Annotated in this window: 14 protein-coding genes; 6 read left to right on the top strand and 8 right to left on the bottom strand. The window is 50.3% G+C overall.

Translation table 11 applies throughout. The features are described 5' to 3' along the window. Positions 1–9: 9 nt before the first annotated feature. Positions 10–2037, bottom strand: a complete 2028-nt coding sequence (locus PGL02S_RS17885) for a serine hydrolase (RefSeq protein ID WP_173937137.1) — start codon at positions 2035–2037, stop codon at positions 10–12. A 302-nt stretch (positions 2038–2339) separates the two neighbouring features. On the opposite strand from PGL02S_RS17885, the gene PGL02S_RS17880 reads away from it, so the two are divergent. Both PGL02S_RS17880 and PGL02S_RS17875 read left to right on the top strand, forming a co-directional pair. Beyond that, entirely contained in the window at positions 2340–2879 is a 540-nt protein-coding gene (locus PGL02S_RS17880) for a sensor domain-containing protein (RefSeq protein WP_255308648.1), read from the top strand. Between the two features lie 65 nt (positions 2880–2944). Next, entirely contained in the window at positions 2945–4771 is a 1827-nt protein-coding gene (locus PGL02S_RS17875; RefSeq protein WP_036639741.1) for a helix-turn-helix transcriptional regulator, read from the top strand. Positions 4772–4802: 31 nt separating this feature from the next. Here the strand turns inward: PGL02S_RS17875 and speD are convergent, their stop codons facing one another. The 3 genes from speD to PGL02S_RS17860 all read right to left on the bottom strand — a co-directional run bounded on the left by speD (position 4803) and on the right by PGL02S_RS17860 (position 7297). Next, positions 4803–5618 carry an adenosylmethionine decarboxylase gene (speD, locus tag PGL02S_RS17870; RefSeq protein ID WP_036639738.1) on the bottom strand — a complete coding sequence of 272 codons (816 nt, stop codon included), beginning with the start codon at positions 5616–5618 and terminating at the stop codon, positions 4803–4805. 231 nt (positions 5619–5849) lie between these two features. Then, positions 5850–6212 (bottom strand): VOC family protein, encoded by a 363-nt coding sequence (locus PGL02S_RS17865; RefSeq protein ID WP_036639737.1) that lies wholly within the window; start codon positions 6210–6212, stop codon positions 5850–5852. Positions 6213–6511: 299 nt separating this feature from the next. Beyond that, complete coding sequence (locus PGL02S_RS17860) at positions 6512–7297, bottom strand: AraC family transcriptional regulator (RefSeq protein WP_036639735.1); 786 nt, start codon at positions 7295–7297, stop codon at positions 6512–6514. Positions 7298–7491: 194 nt separating this feature from the next. Here PGL02S_RS17860 and recQ point away from each other — a divergent pair, with 194 nt between their 5' ends. The 3 genes from recQ (at position 7492) to PGL02S_RS17845 (ending at position 11454) form a co-directional block, all read left to right on the top strand. Next, complete coding sequence (gene recQ, locus PGL02S_RS17855) at positions 7492–9372, top strand: DNA helicase RecQ (RefSeq protein WP_036639733.1); 1881 nt, start codon at positions 7492–7494, stop codon at positions 9370–9372. Between the two features lie 59 nt (positions 9373–9431). Then, positions 9432–11195: a B12-binding domain-containing radical SAM protein gene (locus tag PGL02S_RS17850; protein ID WP_006212270.1), complete on the top strand. Its 1764-nt coding sequence runs from the start codon at positions 9432–9434 to the stop codon at positions 11193–11195. Between the two features lie 82 nt (positions 11196–11277). Further along, entirely contained in the window at positions 11278–11454 is a 177-nt protein-coding gene (locus tag PGL02S_RS17845) for a hypothetical protein (protein WP_006212269.1), read from the top strand. A gap of 107 nt (positions 11455–11561) precedes the next feature. Here the strand turns inward: PGL02S_RS17845 and PGL02S_RS17840 are convergent, their stop codons facing one another. From PGL02S_RS17840 to PGL02S_RS17825, 4 genes are all read right to left on the bottom strand, one after another. Continuing rightward, positions 11562–12524, bottom strand: a complete 963-nt coding sequence (locus PGL02S_RS17840; RefSeq protein ID WP_036639730.1) for an alpha/beta fold hydrolase — start codon at positions 12522–12524, stop codon at positions 11562–11564. A gap of 57 nt (positions 12525–12581) precedes the next feature. After that, positions 12582–13550 carry a type I phosphomannose isomerase catalytic subunit gene (locus PGL02S_RS17835; protein ID WP_006212265.1) on the bottom strand — a complete coding sequence of 323 codons (969 nt, stop codon included), beginning with the start codon at positions 13548–13550 and terminating at the stop codon, positions 12582–12584. A 74-nt stretch (positions 13551–13624) separates the two neighbouring features. After that, on the bottom strand, positions 13625–14215 hold the full coding sequence (locus PGL02S_RS17830) for a class I SAM-dependent methyltransferase (protein WP_036639727.1): 591 nt from the start codon (positions 14213–14215) through the stop codon (positions 13625–13627). Next, positions 14215–15168: a TIGR01212 family radical SAM protein gene (locus tag PGL02S_RS17825; protein WP_036639725.1), complete on the bottom strand. Its 954-nt coding sequence runs from the start codon at positions 15166–15168 to the stop codon at positions 14215–14217. Before PGL02S_RS17825 ends, PGL02S_RS17830 begins: the two co-directional genes overlap by 1 nt. A 306-nt stretch (positions 15169–15474) precedes the next feature. Between PGL02S_RS17825 and PGL02S_RS17820 the strand changes: the two genes are divergently transcribed. Beyond that, positions 15475–15657, top strand: coding sequence for a hypothetical protein (locus tag PGL02S_RS17820; protein ID WP_006212263.1), 183 nt, complete (start codon positions 15475–15477; stop codon positions 15655–15657). The last annotated feature ends 62 nt before the right edge of the window (positions 15658–15719 follow it).

The raw sequence follows: 15719 nt of genomic DNA, 5'->3' as shown, positions 1-15719 counted from the left end.
ATCCATGATTTATTTCAAGGCTATCGGGAGGGCGTAGTAGTTAAAAGCCTTGTCCAGCAGCGCACAGGCTTCTTGACGAAGGAGCAGCTGCTTGGAACGAAAGTGGACCGAGCCGTCTTGTTGGACGCGGGTGTCCGGGCCCACGACACCATTTCCGACAAGCGCTTGAACGGCTTCTACCGCCCAGGCATCTGTCGAACCGGATAAGGTAACCTTGGTATCCACGTTCAGCTGTCTTAGATTCTGGATCATGACAGCGGCAACTTGCCTTGTAATAGGCTTCGAGCGATGATAACCGGGAATGCCTTGGATCTGCTGTTGATTGGCTTTGGCCGCGCCAGGGAATATATTCCAGCCGTGGGCCGGGATCAGCAGGTCTGCGAATTGTCCCTGCGTCATCGTTCCTTTGGGATCAAAGCGATTTCCCCCTATGCCCTGGATTAAGCCCAAAGTCTGCAAATGATCGATGTGGGTTCTAAACTTGCTGTTTGACGGCACATCTGCAAAAGGAGGTTTAGACTCCATTTTTTGAGATTCCGCTACGACACCCAGACCGACTGGGCTGGTGTAGTAAAAATATTGGATTTGTCCGGCTGCTCCTTTTTTGAAGCTGACTTTGTTTCCCAGCTCATCCTGGAACAGCAGGGCATTGATTTTCTGAAGCGTATGTTTACCCGTTGTGGAATCTTCCATGGTAAGATGGCCGTTCTCGTAAGTGAATTGAGTCCGAATGCTGAAAGCCCGGGTGTTTTGATAAATTCCGGTATATGGCTTGGCTTCCTCTTTGCTTAATTCTACGAATGCAGGCTGCGGACTTGCTTCCGTTTCCGGGAAGTAGTGATCCATGAACGCCTCGTAGATCTCCAAGCTCATGTTGGTGTCGTTATTATAGGACATGTAAAAGCCCGTATTATGCTCCGGAATCAATACCATTAAGGAGGAATGTCCCGGCATATTGCCGCCTTTCAGGACGACATGGTGTCCATTCATTAGTTCTTTGTAGTAGCCTTCGAAGCCAACGGTGGCGATGGGGATCGAGGCTTCTGCGAAGGTTTGGTAAGTGTGCATCTGCTTCAAGCTTTGCGGGCTTACCAGCTGTTTATCGCCAGCTCTGCCATTTTGCAGCTGCATCAGAAGATATTGCGCCATGTCTTCCCCCGTGGATAAGATGCTTCCCTGAGGTCCATCAGTTGGAGCGTGACCAGACAGCGGCTGGAACTCCCCGGCCGGGCTGTAGTGGGAGGCCAGCCGAGCAAGCAGCTCCGGTGTGAATCGCACACTTGTGGATTTCATTCCCAAAGGCTCGAAAATATTCTTCTTCATATATTGGTCATAACGCATGCCGCTCATATTCTCCACTGCGTAACCGGCGAGCAGAAAGGCAAAGTTGTCGTACGTATAAGCTTCTCCTGGCGGACGGACCACGGTAGGCATATGCTTCTCCAAAAATTCTCTGGTCGGAATGTCCTGCTTCACGTATTCCGGTGAGACGTAGGTGGTAATGTCAGGCTTATCCACGCCGCTGGTGTACGTCAGCAAGTCGAACATGGTGAGCGGCTTCCCTGTCTTGTTCGGAATCTTCAATCCGGCCAAATATTCTTCTATGTTATGGTCCAACTGGATTTTGCCCTGATCCACGAGCTGCATCGCTGCCAAGGCCGTGAACGTCTTGCTAATGGAAGCAATCTGAAATACGGTCTGAGAATCTACGGGAATTTGCTTCTTTTTATCGGCATACCCATAACCCTTGCTGACAAGCACTTTGCCATCTTTGACAACCACAAAATTGGATCCGGCGACATTGAATTTTTTCATTTTGTCGGCAAACAGCGGATCAGCGAATGTTAACAACTCCTGTACATCCTCAGGTCCGTTACGGACCGGGGCGGATAATCCCGCCGGAGAGGTAATCGTATTCGTTGTCGTATTCGAGGCTACGGTTATAAGAGGTCCATTCCCCAATAGTGCAACCGCTGCAAGAGCTCCGGTCGTTACAAGTAAACATGCCTTTTTCAGTTTCGGGTTGTTCCATTTCATTGATATCATACTCCTTCAGTTATGAGATTGGATAAGGCTGGTCCGATGGCTCCGATCCTGCATTTCATCATCTTGGGGCTTGGACGGCTTGATATCCCACAGTATGGTAAACGGGTTGTCATATCGGCCAGTAACAAGCTGTCATCTCTTTGATGCAGCAGTGTCATATGACACTTTGACACTGTCCGATATGACAATGGGTGAAGTAGGATACAGGAAATCGAGGTCGCCAAGACCTGAAGGGAGCTCTGATAAGTATGAAGAAATGGCTGAGGGAATATCTGTTGAACTTTTGTTTTTTGATGTTGACTTTTGGAACCGGGGTATTTTATTTTTGCTATTATCTCGTGGGCCTGGTGTTTGGCTTGAGTATGTGTTTTACCATCGTGGGAATACCGATCCTTACGTATCTTCTGCGAACGACCCGGACCTTCATGAATTATGACCGGATCCAGACGAAGTTCTATACGGATATTACGATTGAGCCTGTTATAAAGAGGAAGGCGCACTCTGGGTCTTCCTGGACTCAGGCCAAGGAAGAGCTTGCGAACGTACGAAATTGGAAAGCGGTGTCGATGTTAATGCTGAAGTTTATCGTTGGCATCATTAGTTTATTCTGTGGCGTTATATTTTGTATTGTCCCTGTCTTGTGGATATTGGCACCATGGACCAGTTCGGTTGTGGATGTGAATTTAGGGAACCTTCGCATTGATACGTTGCCGAAGTCCCTGCTTGTGATGGTGGCTGGCATTCTTTTTGCTTACGTCGGGTCGTGGGCAGCTAAGGGGGCAGCCAGACTGACAGGCCGCTACACGCAATGGATGTTCTCCGTTTGGCAGTAGACACATGCTGGGAGCCATGTCATATTAATGAGGTATCGTGAGAGGGAATACAAGGAGTGGTAGCTTTGTTTGACATCGTGAAGCAATGGAAGTGGTACGACTGGGCGATGCTCCTGCTCCGCATGGGGGCCTGCATCTCTCTGATCTTAACGTTCATTGAGCTTCGAGATCAGTTTACTCTGGCGTTGTGGGTTGTCGTCTTGTGGGAATTGGCGGCTTTCTCTGTACCGTGGCTGTGCCTGCTGTTGAATCATAAAGCATATTGGGTTACGGAAACCGTCATATCGGGCGGTATCTCTATATATTTGACCTCCATATTTCCGGCTGCCTATCTGTCATTTATTGTACCGGCTTTTCTGATGGCTACGAATAGCTCGGGCATTGCGTATCGATGGACGGGGCCTGTTACCATAGTGCTGATACCGCTGCTAATCAAGCTGTATGCGCCATCAACGAATTTGATCCTGATGATGGTTCATGTCGCGCTTGCGTTTGCATTTGGATTTGCTTTTCATCTGTTAATGGTCAATCATCGCCAGAATGAAATCATTCGAACGCAAAATACAGTGTTGGAGCAGTATTTGTCTCAGGTTGAGCGGGTCACGCTGCTCGAAGAGCGCGAACGCTTGTCCAAGGAGCTGCATGATACGATGGGTCATACGTATACCGCTGTCATTATGGGGCTGGAAAGCCTTCGCTCCACGGCAGCTGATGCAGCTGCACAGCATAAGCTGTCTGATCTGCTGGAATTGACACGGACAAGTCTGGATGAGATCAGAGGGTATCTGCATGAGATGGATTCTCCACAGGAGCAGATTCCGTTGGTACAGTCACTCCAAGAGGCAGCAGAGGAGTTTGGGCGGAACGCCGGGGTTAAGGTAGGGCTCAGAGTACTTGGGGATGAGTATCAGATATCGCGGCAGGCGAAAATGACCTTCTACCGCTGTTTGCAAGAATCTTTGACCAACAGCGTGCGTCACGGCCATGCCACGAGGATGGATGTTTTGCTTCAATTTGAGCTGCAGCAGACCCGGCTTGAGATACAAGATAACGGCAGAGGAACTGCCCGGATCCAGGAAGGCTTCGGCTTAAGCGCGATGAGAGAAAGAGCCAGCCGCCTTCAAGGCCAGGTATCGATCCACTCGGATTCCGAAGAAGGCACGGTTGTGACCTGCAGCCTGCCCAGGGCGCTGAAGCCGGCAGACGATGTCATAAAGCTAATGCTGGTGGATAATGAACCCTTTGTCAGGGATAGTCTCGGAATGATTCTGGAATCGGAGAGGGATTTCGAGGTGGTTGGGCGTGCAGAACATGGTCTGGATGCCGTGAACATGTGCGAGGAACTCCAACCTCACCTCATTCTGATGGATCTGGAAATGCCCGTGATGGATGGCATTACAGCGACTCAGAGTATCAAACAGCGCTGGCCCTTCATCAAGGTGCTCATCCTGACCACGTTTGAGCAGAAGGACAAGGCCGTCCAGGCTATGAGAAGCGGGGCTGACGGTTATTTACTGAAGACGATGGAGCCCCGTGAACTTGCCGAACATATCCGAATCGTTATTCGAGGCGGAACGCTGATGGATCCTTCCATTTCCGCGAAGCTGTTCGAAGGGGACGCGAGTGATTTTCTTGAGGAAAAGACGGCCATTGCTCCCCTGGGTATTAGTGCTCCGGAGTCATCTCCGCTCAGGGTTTTATATGATCTGACGCCGAGGGAGATGGAGATTCTGCAGCATCTCTCCAAAGGCATGCGGTACAAATCGATTGCGATGAAATTGTATCTGTCCGATGGCACCGTAAGGAATTACGCTTCAGCCCTGTATGCCAAAATGGGCGTCCGTAACCGGGAAGAAGCCATAGAAGCGGCAAACAAGGCCGGGCTCATATGAGAGCCCAGCCTTGTTTAATATATCCGAATCGTCAATAACTTCGGTCCATGTTCTTACCGTAATAGATCTCATCCATCTCCAGCTTGATACGCTCTGTTATCTCCTGCTGCTCGCCTTCTGCCAGCTTGTCCTTGGTGTAACCGAACAAATAGTTGTCCAGGTCAAACTGCTTCAGCTTGCACTTGGTGTGGAAGATGTTTTCCTTGTAAACATTGACGTCAATCATATCGAACAATTCCTTGGCTTCGTCGGGAATGTAGTTCTGAATGGAACTGATTTCGTGGTCGATGAACAGCTTGTGACCGTGAATATCCCGGGTAAATCCACGGATTCTATAGTCTATTGTCATAATATCCGTATCAAACGAGTGGATCAGGTAGTTCAGGGCTTTGAGCGGCGAGATTTCCCCGCAGGTCGACACATCGATATCTGCACGGAAGGTGCTGATGCCTTCGTCCGGATGGAATTCCGGATACGTGTGGACGGTGATATGGCTCTTGTCGAGCTGCAGCACAACGTTGCCCGGCAGTGGTCCCGGCGACTCGTCATAGGATTCCTCCGGAACCTCAACGACAGGCCCTTCGGATACGAGCACCGTAACGCTGGCTCCTTGAGGGATGTAATCCTGCTTAGCAATATTCAGCACATGGGCTCCGATAATTTCGGCCACGTGGCTTAATATGTTGGTAAGCCGGTCCGCATTGTACTGCTCGTCAATATACTCAAGATAGGCTTCCCGTTCTTCTCGGGTCTTGGTGTAGCAGACATCGTACATATTAAAACTGAGCGATTTCGTCAGGTTGTTGAACCCATGCAGGGTGACACGTTGTTCCGGTGTAATATCCATATGAATTTCTCCTTGTGTAGTTAGTGTATCAGTTCGAGTACCTATTATTTCCGAAACCGGTAATTCCTAATCTATCGATGCTTTTGACTCCAGAGGTTTGCAACAATATGTTCTTACCCGTATCAGGTTAAACCTTAACAGAGGGTTCTAAGGAAAGCACAGGGTCAAGCATCCGCTGCATAAAAAAAGGACACCCTGCTACACGCAGCGTATCCTTTGGGTTTCGTACGTTTACTCCGTAAACTCAAGCAGTTCTATTACGTTGCCAAACGGGTCCCGAATCGCACTGTACAGACCGGGAGGGCAAGGCTGCGGCGTATCAAAGATCACCTCAACGCCCTGCGATTTGTAATTCGATATGGCAGCGCTCACATCAGCGGTTTCGATTCCGATAATCACCTGCGCCTCATGCGGGTAATCCGTTTTTGTAATGCGGTCGCATTTCTGCAGAACAAGAGAGAGGCCCTCGTTTTCCAAACTGATGATCTCTTCACTGTATACCTTGGAAATTTGAAATCCCAGAATGTCGCAATAAAATTGCTTGGCTTGATCCATGTTACTTACATTAATCGACAGAACGCATAGATTGGGCATAGTTATTCACTCCTCTAGTTTAATTGGTTTACTCGCAGCATAGAATGCCATCTCCTGATTCGAAGTTCGATTTCAGGCTGGCTAACATGTCTTCCCAGGCATTCACATCCCATTCTCTGGCTTTCAGCCATTCTTGCGAATCCTTCCAGCCTGTATGCTCCAAGGTAACTCGGGTGCCGCTTCGATCCGGGTTTCTTGAATTATGGTCATGTCTTTTGCCTCCATCATCTAACGATCAAGCGTTCAGATTGCTTATTCTATAAATTCAGTATAGAGGGACAGGCTATTCCAAAATTCTTCTACTTTGCGCTGTTGCCCCGATCCTTCTCGAACAATAGCAGAGGCAGGTTGACCACGATCGGAGGGTCATAGGGCAGCGGCTCCCGCAGGGTAATCTTGACCGACAGATCGGTAGTCTCGTCAATATGAACGGGATTATCGAGCTTGCCGCGCAAGGAGTTGTTCAGCAGATAGTAATCCCGAGGATTCAGGCTCCAGGGGATGCCGGCAGCCAGCACATAGTACGTGCCGGCTGGAATGCGGGTCAATATACAGGACCGGTTTCTAAGATTGACAGCTGTACCGCTTATAGGCTTCTGGTCGGGAACGGACCTCGGGAACAGCCCGACATAGATCATGCCGCGGAAATTCTCCGGAGCTTCAATCTGGCAATGGATCCGGGGTAAGTCATTGAGTTCTTCCTCAGCCCAACTTAACGGTTTGTTCTCATACTGATTCACGTACTGATGCAGGGATTCGGATGTGGACCGGAATCGCTTCGGGGACAGACCGACAAACTGCTTAAAACGGGTATTGAAGGTGCCCGGACTGGATAAACCGATAGTCATCCCGATTTTAACGAGCAGGGAGGGTCTTTTGAGGAGTTCAGTTTTGCCGGATTCGACTCTTAGCGCTGACAGGTATTGCCTGACCGAGATGCCGGTTACGCGCTTGAATACTCTGGAGAAGTGGAAGGAGCTGTATCGTGCGAGATCGGCGAGCTGCTGTGTTGTCATAGGCTCATCGAGATGCTCCTTCATATATTGAATGACCTGCTGTACGGCTCCGGTATGTTCATCATTCACTAGGGATCACCAACTTTGGGTGTTTATTTTTTGACTATAAACGGAAGGCATTTTGTTTCCATGATTATCAAGTTCTCGTTATCAAATGCAATTTCCTTCTTGGATTCGGTTGCCCATTCACGGAAAGGCCGTTAAACTTAAAGGATGAGCGTTTCCAAAACGGAAAACCAAGGTGAAATAAGGAGTTTTTATCCATGAATGTGGAAACAAATGATAGAGAATCAACCAACATGAATACAGCGCGGGATTATCTGCAGAAATATTACGGTTATCCTGATTTTCGGGATGGTCAGAAGAAAATTGTTGCCAGTCTTCTGGAAGGCCAGGACACGCTGGGAATCATGCCGACCGGTGGAGGCAAATCCATCTGTTATCAGATTCCGGCACTGCTGTATCCCGGTCTGACGTTGGTTGTATCCCCCTTGATCTCTTTAATGAAGGATCAGGTGGATGCACTCACGACGGCGGGCGTTGCGGCTGCTTATATCAACAGCACGCTCAGCGGCAAAGAAGTGAACGAGCGCATACGCGCAGCGAAACGGGGAGACCTGAAGCTGTTGTATGTTGCCCCGGAGCGGCTTGAGCTGGATTGGTTCCGGGAGGAGATGGCAGGACTCGATATTTCGATTGTTGCCGTCGATGAAGCTCACTGCGTATCCCAGTGGGGTCATGACTTCCGGACAAGTTATCTCTCGGTGGCGCCTTTCGTTAAAGGATTGCCTAAGCGGCCGATTGTAGCCGCATTTACGGCAACGGCGACACCTGAGGTTATGGAGGACATGCAGCGTCTGCTTCGTCTGGAGCAGCCGCAAGTATTCGTAACGGGACTTGGGCGGGATAATCTGGAGATGTCGGTTCTGCGCGGTGAGAACAAGCGCGAGTTTGTGCTCGACTACGCGGCTTCGCATACCCACCAGCCGGGCATTATCTATGCTGCAACCCGCAAAGAGGTGGATGATCTGTCTCAGAGGCTGCAGGCTCAAGGGCTTCTTGCCGGCCGATATCATGCCGGAATGAGTGATTCGGAGCGAGCAGACAGCCAGGAGGCCTTCCTGTATGACGACATCCGGGTCATTGTGGCAACGAATGCATTTGGGATGGGGATCGATAAATCCAATGTTCGGTATGTCATTCATTACAATATGCCGAAAAACATGGAGTCCTACGTTCAGGAGGCTGGCCGTGCAGGGCGGGACGGCGAGCCGAGCCAGTGCATACTGCTGTTCAGCGCCCAGGACATCATGACGCAGAAATTCTTAATTGAACAGAATCCGCAGGAAGGCGAGCGCAAACAGAATGATTACCGGAAGCTGCAGCAGATGATTGATTACTGTTACACGACCCGCTGTCTGCGAAGCGCGATGCTGGATTATTTCGGGGAAGAGCATGAGGACAAGCCTTGCGGCACGTGCAGCTCCTGCACCGATGACCGTGAGCTTGTGGACATCACGGTGGATGCGCAGAAAATCTTCTCCTGCATTCACCGGATGCGTGAACGTTTTGGTGTGTCCATGATCGCCTCCGTGCTGAAGGGATCACGTGCCAAAAAGGTGCTGGAATACGGTTTTGACCGGCTTCCGACCTATGGTGTGATGTCCAATCGGACGGAGAAGGAGATTTCCGAGACCATCAATGTGCTGATTTCGGAAGGGTTTCTGGCGTTGACCGAAGGCCAGTATCCTGTCGTGAAACTTCAAAGCGAGGCGGCAGACGTGTTAAAAGGGCAGCGCGAAGTCATGCAGCGCGTTCCGCGACCTTCAAAAGCAGCAGGCAGCCAGCGAAGCAGCGGCCGTCGCGATTACTCGCCGTCCGCTGTGAATGAAACGGTATTCGAACAGCTTCGCCTGATTCGGCGTGAGCTGGCAAGCAAAGAGCATGTGCCTTCTTACATCATTTTTAATGATGCAACGCTGCGTGAGATGAGTGTGGCCTGCCCGCAGAGTGAGGATGAGATGCTGAATGTCAAAGGGGTCGGGGAAGTGAAATTCCGCAAATATGGCCGCCCGTTCCTGGATTTTTTCCTGAACGGACCGGGCGCATCGCCTGACAGTGACAACCTGTACGACTATGAATAACGAGCTGCCGCAGGTCAGAAGCACGGAATATATTATTTAGAAGGAAAGTGGACACTACCATGAAAGTCATACTAACAACCCTGAATGCCAAGTACATCCATACCTCTTTGGCGATTCGCTGCCTGAAGGCATATAGCGAGAAGGATTTCGATATTGAATTAACGGAGTATACGATCAAGGACCCGGTGATGAATATTGTCTCCGACCTGTTCCAGCGCAAGCCGGATGTGATCGGATTCTCGTGTTACATATGGAATATCGAAGAGACGATTAAAGTGATCGACATCGTGAAGAAGATTATGCCGGAAGTCACGATCATACTGGGCGGACCCGAGGTTTCCTACGATACGGACTACTGGATGAAACGGCTGCATAATGTCGACTTTATCGTGATGGGGGAAGGCGAGGAAACGTTCCACCATCTGCTGCAAACGATAGAAGGCGACCGGAAATTTCATTTTGTGTATGGCGTGGCCTACCGTAAACAGGGCGAAGTGATCGTGAATCCGGGAAGACCCAAAAGCATTCTGGCAGAGCTGCCTTCGCCGCATCGTTTTCCGGAGGATATACCGCATCTCGGGAAGCGGGTCGTATATTTTGAGACCAGCCGGGGGTGCCCTTTCAGCTGTCAGTTCTGCTTGTCGAGCATTGAGGTGGGTGTTCGCTACTACGACATCGAACGGACCAAGAAGGATATTCTCTATCTGATTGAGAACGGTGCGAAGCTGATCAAATTTGTGGACCGGACATTTAACATTAAGCGGGATTATGCGCTTGACATGTTCGAGTTTTTGATTGAGAATCATGGCGGCTGCGTATTCCAGTTTGAGATAACGGCGGATATCATGCGTCCCGAGGTTCTGGATTACTTGGCGAAAAATGCCCCTCCCGGCATTTTTCGATTTGAGATCGGGGTACAGTCTACCAACGATCCAACGAATGAGCTGGTGAAAAGGCGCCAGAATTTTACCAAGCTGTCCCGCACGGTGACCATGATCAAGGACAGCCGCAAGATCGACCAGCATTTGGATTTGATTGCAGGGCTTCCTGAAGAGGACTACGATACCTTCCGCAAAACGTTCAATGATGTATTTGCCCTCGGACCGGAGGAGCTGCAGTTAGGCTTTCTGAAGATGCTTCGGGGAACCGGACTGCGGATTGATGCGGAGAAGTATAATTACACGTATATGGATCATGCTCCATATGAGATTTTAGGCAGTGACGTGCTTCCATTCTCGGATATCGTTCGATTGAAGAGGCTGGAGGACGTGCTTGAGAAGTATTGGAACGCGCACCGAATGGACCATACCGTGAATTATCTGATGAAGCATGAATTTACATCCCCGTTTGATTTCTTCCAGGAGTTCGGCGACTATTGGGAAGGACAGGGCTGGCAGAAAATCGGCCATCAGCTGGAGGATCTGTTTACGCGCTTGACCGCATTTCTTCAGCATCGAAAAACGCGACATATGGAGGTCATTCTGGGTCTTATGAAATTTGATTATTTCCTGGGCCATAAGTACAAGCCGCGTAAAATTTGGTGGGATCATACACAGGATAAAGCCCAGTGGACCGCCCATGTTCGTCATATTGTTGAGAAGCCTGCGGCACTGTCCGGCGATTTCGCCGATCTGGGAATCACCGAGCGCGATCTGCAGAAACATGCGATGATCGAGATGCTGCCTTTTGACCTGAATGATGTCATTCAGGGAGGAACCGGCCTGCCGGCGAGCGGCGGCGAAGGTGAGGCGGCAACGATGCTGCTGGTATTGTACCAGCAGAATGAAACCGGGCAACCGCAGTACTACACGGTGCCTGTGTAACAAGGGCAGCTCCCGCTCGGAATAAAACTTCCCGGGTATCGGTATTCTAATCGCATCAACCTATATGAGGAGGCGATGTTTGGTGAACGGGAATCAGAAGGAGCGAGCGCCGCATTCGCATGATGAACCGACGATTGCGCCCGGGATGGAAACCAACGATGATTTGCGTATAGAGGCAGCAGAAGACGAAGTGGAGCGCGGGGATTATACCGAGGTCACACAATTGATCATTGACCGCACACCGAGCGACGAAGAATAAGCGGCTTGTTTGTTCAACGCTGACAATTAATGATAAACAGAAAAAGGATGCCCAGGTTTACAACCCTGAGGCATCCTTTTCTATGATTGAGACATTAATAAGCATGTTTACATGATCTGTTCCGGCTTCCGGGTCGTATCACCTGATCCAGTTGTATGCCGCTCCAGCCAATCGAGGACATGGGCTGCTACTTCATCTCGATTGATCTCGTGCAGCATCTCATGACGGCCGCCAGGATACAAACGGTACTCCAGATCTTCAATGCCATACTTCTGGTACAGTTCAATCAACCGCCGCACGCCTTTGCCACGTTGTCCGACGGGATCTTCCTCACCCGAGAAGATATAAATCGGTTTATCCTTGAGCAGGCATTCCATCAATTCCGGCTTATGGATTTCGGACAGCAGCTTGAAGAAATCACGGAAGAACTGTGCACTGCACACCTGACCACAGTAGGGATCGTTCACATATTTATCGACTTCCGCTTCATCCCGGGACAACCAATCAAACGGCGTTCGGATGGTGCCGAAGCCTCTGTTGTATGGGCCGAACACGAGGGCGTTCAGCATCACGCTTCGGTGTGTGTTACCCTGGAAGCGCATCTGCAGTGCGGCCAGCTTGAGGCCAAACAGAAGCATTCCCTGGGGACCGTTTGAGCCGGAAAGGATGAAGCCATCGAATGCTTCCCCGTTCGAACACATGATTTTCTGTGTCAAAAAGGACCCCATGCTGTGTCCCATCAAGTAATGAGGAACAGCGGAATGCCGCTTGCGCAGCTCGGAAGCAAGAAGCAATTGATCCTCGATCATTCCTTCAAACCCGTTCTCCCCGGCATCGCCGAGAAACTCAAGCCCGGCCGTTTGTCCATGACCTCGATGATCATTGCAGTACACGGCATAACCATGTCCTGTAAGCAATTCAGCAAGCTCCTCGTACCGTTTGCCGGTTTCGCACATGCCGTGAGCAATTTGCACGACTGCACGGGTGGGAGTATCCGGGTCAGGAAGCCATTGATATACAAAAACATACATGCCCTGCGTATTCAGTATCGTAAACGTGTCGGTCTGCATTTTTGGGCTTTACACCTCCACAAAAACGAATGGATTACAGCATGTTACATAAGCTTATTAAGGAAGATAAGAACGAAGAACCGTCGACTGCCCATCCAGTGTATAGGCGCCCAGATTAGCGGGCAGCAAGAAGCATTGTCCCGATGTATAGCCGATGGAGCCATTATCCCAGCTTAGCGTTCCTTGACCGTCGCATACTACGATGATGGTGAAGCTCTCCGGGGAAGTGGACTGTGCCCAAGCTCCGTTGACAACACCTTTTTCCACTACAAAATACGGAGACTTGGCAAGCTCCAGCCATTCTCCAGGTGCCGTGCCATCCGTGCTCATGGTAGTAGCGCCTGACCCTTCGTAAGCAGTGACATTCAGGGAATCCTCGATGTGCAGCTCACGCGGCTTGCCGTCAAGGCCCGGGCGATTATAATCGAAAATCCGGTACGTGGTATCGGAGTTCTGCTGGATCTCTGCCACAACAACGCCGGCACAAAGTGCATGAACCGTACCAGCAGGTATGTAGAACGTATCTCCGGCTTTTACGGATACTTCCCGAAGCTGCTCCATAACGGTCCCATTTTCCATGGCTTCCTTCAGGGTTTCACGGCTAACCTGATCTTTCAGACCGTAAATGATCTTGGCGTCAGGCTTCGCATCCAGCACATACCACATTTCAGTCTTGCCCAATTCGCCTTTCGGGAGTCCTTCGTAGTCATCGGTCGGGTGGACCTGAACCGAGAGGTTGTCATTACAGTCAAGCAGCTTGATCAGCAATGGAAAACGTCCGTTAACTTCGGAGAATCCTTTGCTTCCGAACCATTCCCGGCCGAATTGCTCCCGAACCTGATCCAGGCCGCGGCCAGCCAGCTCGCCGTTGACAATGCTGGTAGTGCCGTTCGGATGGTCAGCGATCATCCAGCCTTCTCCGATATGTCCTTCCGGAATATCCAGGCCGAATTGCTCGAGGGCGCGGCCTCCCCATACGCGTTCTTTGAATTCAGGTTGAAATAACAGTGGATATGGTTGTGTCATTGTACATCAACTACCTTTCGTCATGTTTGAAATTCTATGGCTGCTTTAACTTTGGGTTGCTTTAAGAACTTATATCATAAGGGCTTCTTGCGTTCCAGTGCAATGAGATATGGTGCATCTGCACGCTGAAGGCCTCGATATAATATCGTTTGCACCGCGTGCTGCGGAAGCCGCTCCGCCCATGCCTGCACAGCGGCTGCTTCGGCGTCGCCGCCTTTGTGGCCCGGATAGAGCACGACCGTGATAATGCCTCCCGGCCGGAGAAGCTCGATTGCGGCTTCCAGAGCCGTTAGCGTGCTGGCGGTTTCCGTCATGATCCGTTTATCCGACGAATCAGCCGGTAGGTAGCCGAGATTGAACATAACCGCGCCAACTTGGCCGTGATCGCGATCCGAAACGCAGCTCTTCATGAGCGCATGGCTCTGCTGATGAAGGGAGATTGCGGGAAGCGAATCCGGCGGTTCCTTGGCGAGCCTTTCGCGGGTTAGCTGCAGCGCCTGCTCCTGAATATCAAAAGCATACACCTTGCCTCTTGAGCCTATGCATTTGGCTAGATAGAGCGTATCGGCCCCGGTGCCTGCTGTGGCATCCAGCGCGATGTCTCCTTGCCGGAGCCTCTCAGCCACCAGTTTGTGGGCAAAACTCAACACCGAGAGGAAGCCCATCAGGATTCCCTCCACAATTTGCCCTGCCATGTATTCCGGCGTTTGAGTTCGGCATCAATGCCATTGAGGACCTCCCATTTTTTCAAACTCCACATCGGTCCGATCAACAGATCCCGGGGAGCGTCTCCGGTGAGGCGATGGACAATCATTTCCGGGGGCAGCAGCTCCAGACTGTCCACGATCAGCTTGATGTATTCGTCTTGCTCCAGGAAGCGCAGCAGTCCGGCTTCATACTGCTTCACCATAGGCGTCTTCCGCATCAGGTGCAGCAGGTGGATCTTAATGCCCTGCACATCCATCTTGGCTACGGCTCTGCACGTTTCCAGCATCATTTCATGGTCTTCTTGCGGGAGACCGTATATGATGTGGGTGCAGACACGAATGTTATGCTTGCGCAGCTTCTCGACGGCCTCCAGGTAACATTCCGTGTCATGGGCACGATTGATGAGCTCAGAGGTTGAATCGTGGATCGTCTGCAGACCCATTTCCACCCACAGATAGGTTCGTTCATTCAGCTCCGCCAAGTATTCCACGACATCGTCAGGCAGACAGTCGGGGCGCGTAGCGATCGACAGGCCGACAACACCTGGCTGCTGCAGTATTACTTCGTAGTATTCCCGAAGTTCTTCAACAGGAGCGTAGGTATTGGTATAGGCTTGGAAATACCCGATATATTTGGCGTTTGGCCACTTCAGGTGCTGTCTGTCCCGGATGGTATTGAACTGGGTAACGAGATCATCCCGCCTGCGTCCTGCAAAATCACCGGAGCCGCGTGCGCTGCAGAAGGTGCATCCGCCCTTGGCTATCGTGCCGTCACGGTTCGGACAAGTAAACCCGGCGTCCAGCATGACTTTGAACACCTTGTTCTGGAATTGGTTGTGCATTTCGTAATTCCAGGTATGAAATCGTTTCTCGCCCCATAGCTCTGGAGCGGGTATAAGTGGCGTATTCATGTGTTCTCCCTTTGTAGCTGTATAGGTTGAATTGAGATGTGCATCTTGAAGCTTCTAAGCATGCCGTTATTTGGCATTTGTTTATCAAACAGATACGTCTATTGTAACAAAAAATCCGGCTTTACGTCATATGCAGGTCTTCCTGCCTAATTAAGACGTTGTTACTTGAACGGACTACATATAATTGGTATATTTAAAGTAGAAAAATAAATATATGATTCAAGCAATTTTGGCATGGGTATATATCGGATAGGATTCATATTTGTGTGACGTCATGGATACAATAATACCGTGAGGTGATTACGAATGAATTCATCAACAGTAAAGCATGATCGTAGTGACAAAATCGCTGTGGAGCTTACCCCGAATGAAGCTTTAGCCCTTACAGGAGTAGAGTTTAACTCCAACCAAGATGTGAAGGCTTCAGCACGTCGCAAGATTCGGGCCGCCTTTGAGAAGACATTTGATTTTAAGGCAGATGAAAGGTAGACTATTCACAGTTTAACCATCGCGGAACCCCAATTCCAAATATAAGAAAAAGGAACCTAAAA

The sequence above is a fragment of the Paenibacillus glucanolyticus NBRC 15330 genome, assembly GCF_004000885.1.
Lineage (GTDB): Bacteria > Bacillota > Bacilli > Paenibacillales > Paenibacillaceae > Paenibacillus_AQ > Paenibacillus_AQ glucanolyticus.
The sequence above is the reverse complement of the archived record's forward strand: the minus strand, read 5'-3'. Positions and strand labels throughout refer to the sequence as shown.

Excerpts from the sequence above, each read along its gene's own strand:
- PGL02S_RS17830 (WP_036639727.1), bottom strand. The coding sequence starts at position 14,215 with ATGGGCTTCCTCTCGGTGTTGAGTTTTGCCCACAAACTGGTGGCTGAG.
- speD (WP_036639738.1), bottom strand. The coding sequence starts at position 5,618 with ATGGATATTACACCGGAACAACGTGTCACCCTGCATGGGTTCAACAAC.
- PGL02S_RS17885 (WP_173937137.1), bottom strand. The coding sequence starts at position 2,037 with ATGAAATGGAACAACCCGAAACTGAAAAAGGCATGTTTACTTGTAACG.
- PGL02S_RS17835 (WP_006212265.1), bottom strand. The coding sequence starts at position 13,550 with ATGACACAACCATATCCACTGTTATTTCAACCTGAATTCAAAGAACGC.
- recQ (WP_036639733.1), top strand. The coding sequence starts at position 7,492 with ATGAATGTGGAAACAAATGATAGAGAATCAACCAACATGAATACAGCG.
- PGL02S_RS17825 (WP_036639725.1), bottom strand. The coding sequence starts at position 15,168 with ATGAATACGCCACTTATACCCGCTCCAGAGCTATGGGGCGAGAAACGA.
- PGL02S_RS17850 (WP_006212270.1), top strand. The coding sequence starts at position 9,432 with ATGAAAGTCATACTAACAACCCTGAATGCCAAGTACATCCATACCTCT.
- PGL02S_RS17865 (WP_036639737.1), bottom strand. The coding sequence starts at position 6,212 with ATGCCCAATCTATGCGTTCTGTCGATTAATGTAAGTAACATGGATCAA.
- PGL02S_RS17880 (WP_255308648.1), top strand. The coding sequence starts at position 2,340 with ATGTTGACTTTTGGAACCGGGGTATTTTATTTTTGCTATTATCTCGTG.
- PGL02S_RS17840 (WP_036639730.1), bottom strand. The coding sequence starts at position 12,524 with ATGCAGACCGACACGTTTACGATACTGAATACGCAGGGCATGTATGTT.
- PGL02S_RS17820 (WP_006212263.1), top strand. The coding sequence starts at position 15,475 with ATGAATTCATCAACAGTAAAGCATGATCGTAGTGACAAAATCGCTGTG.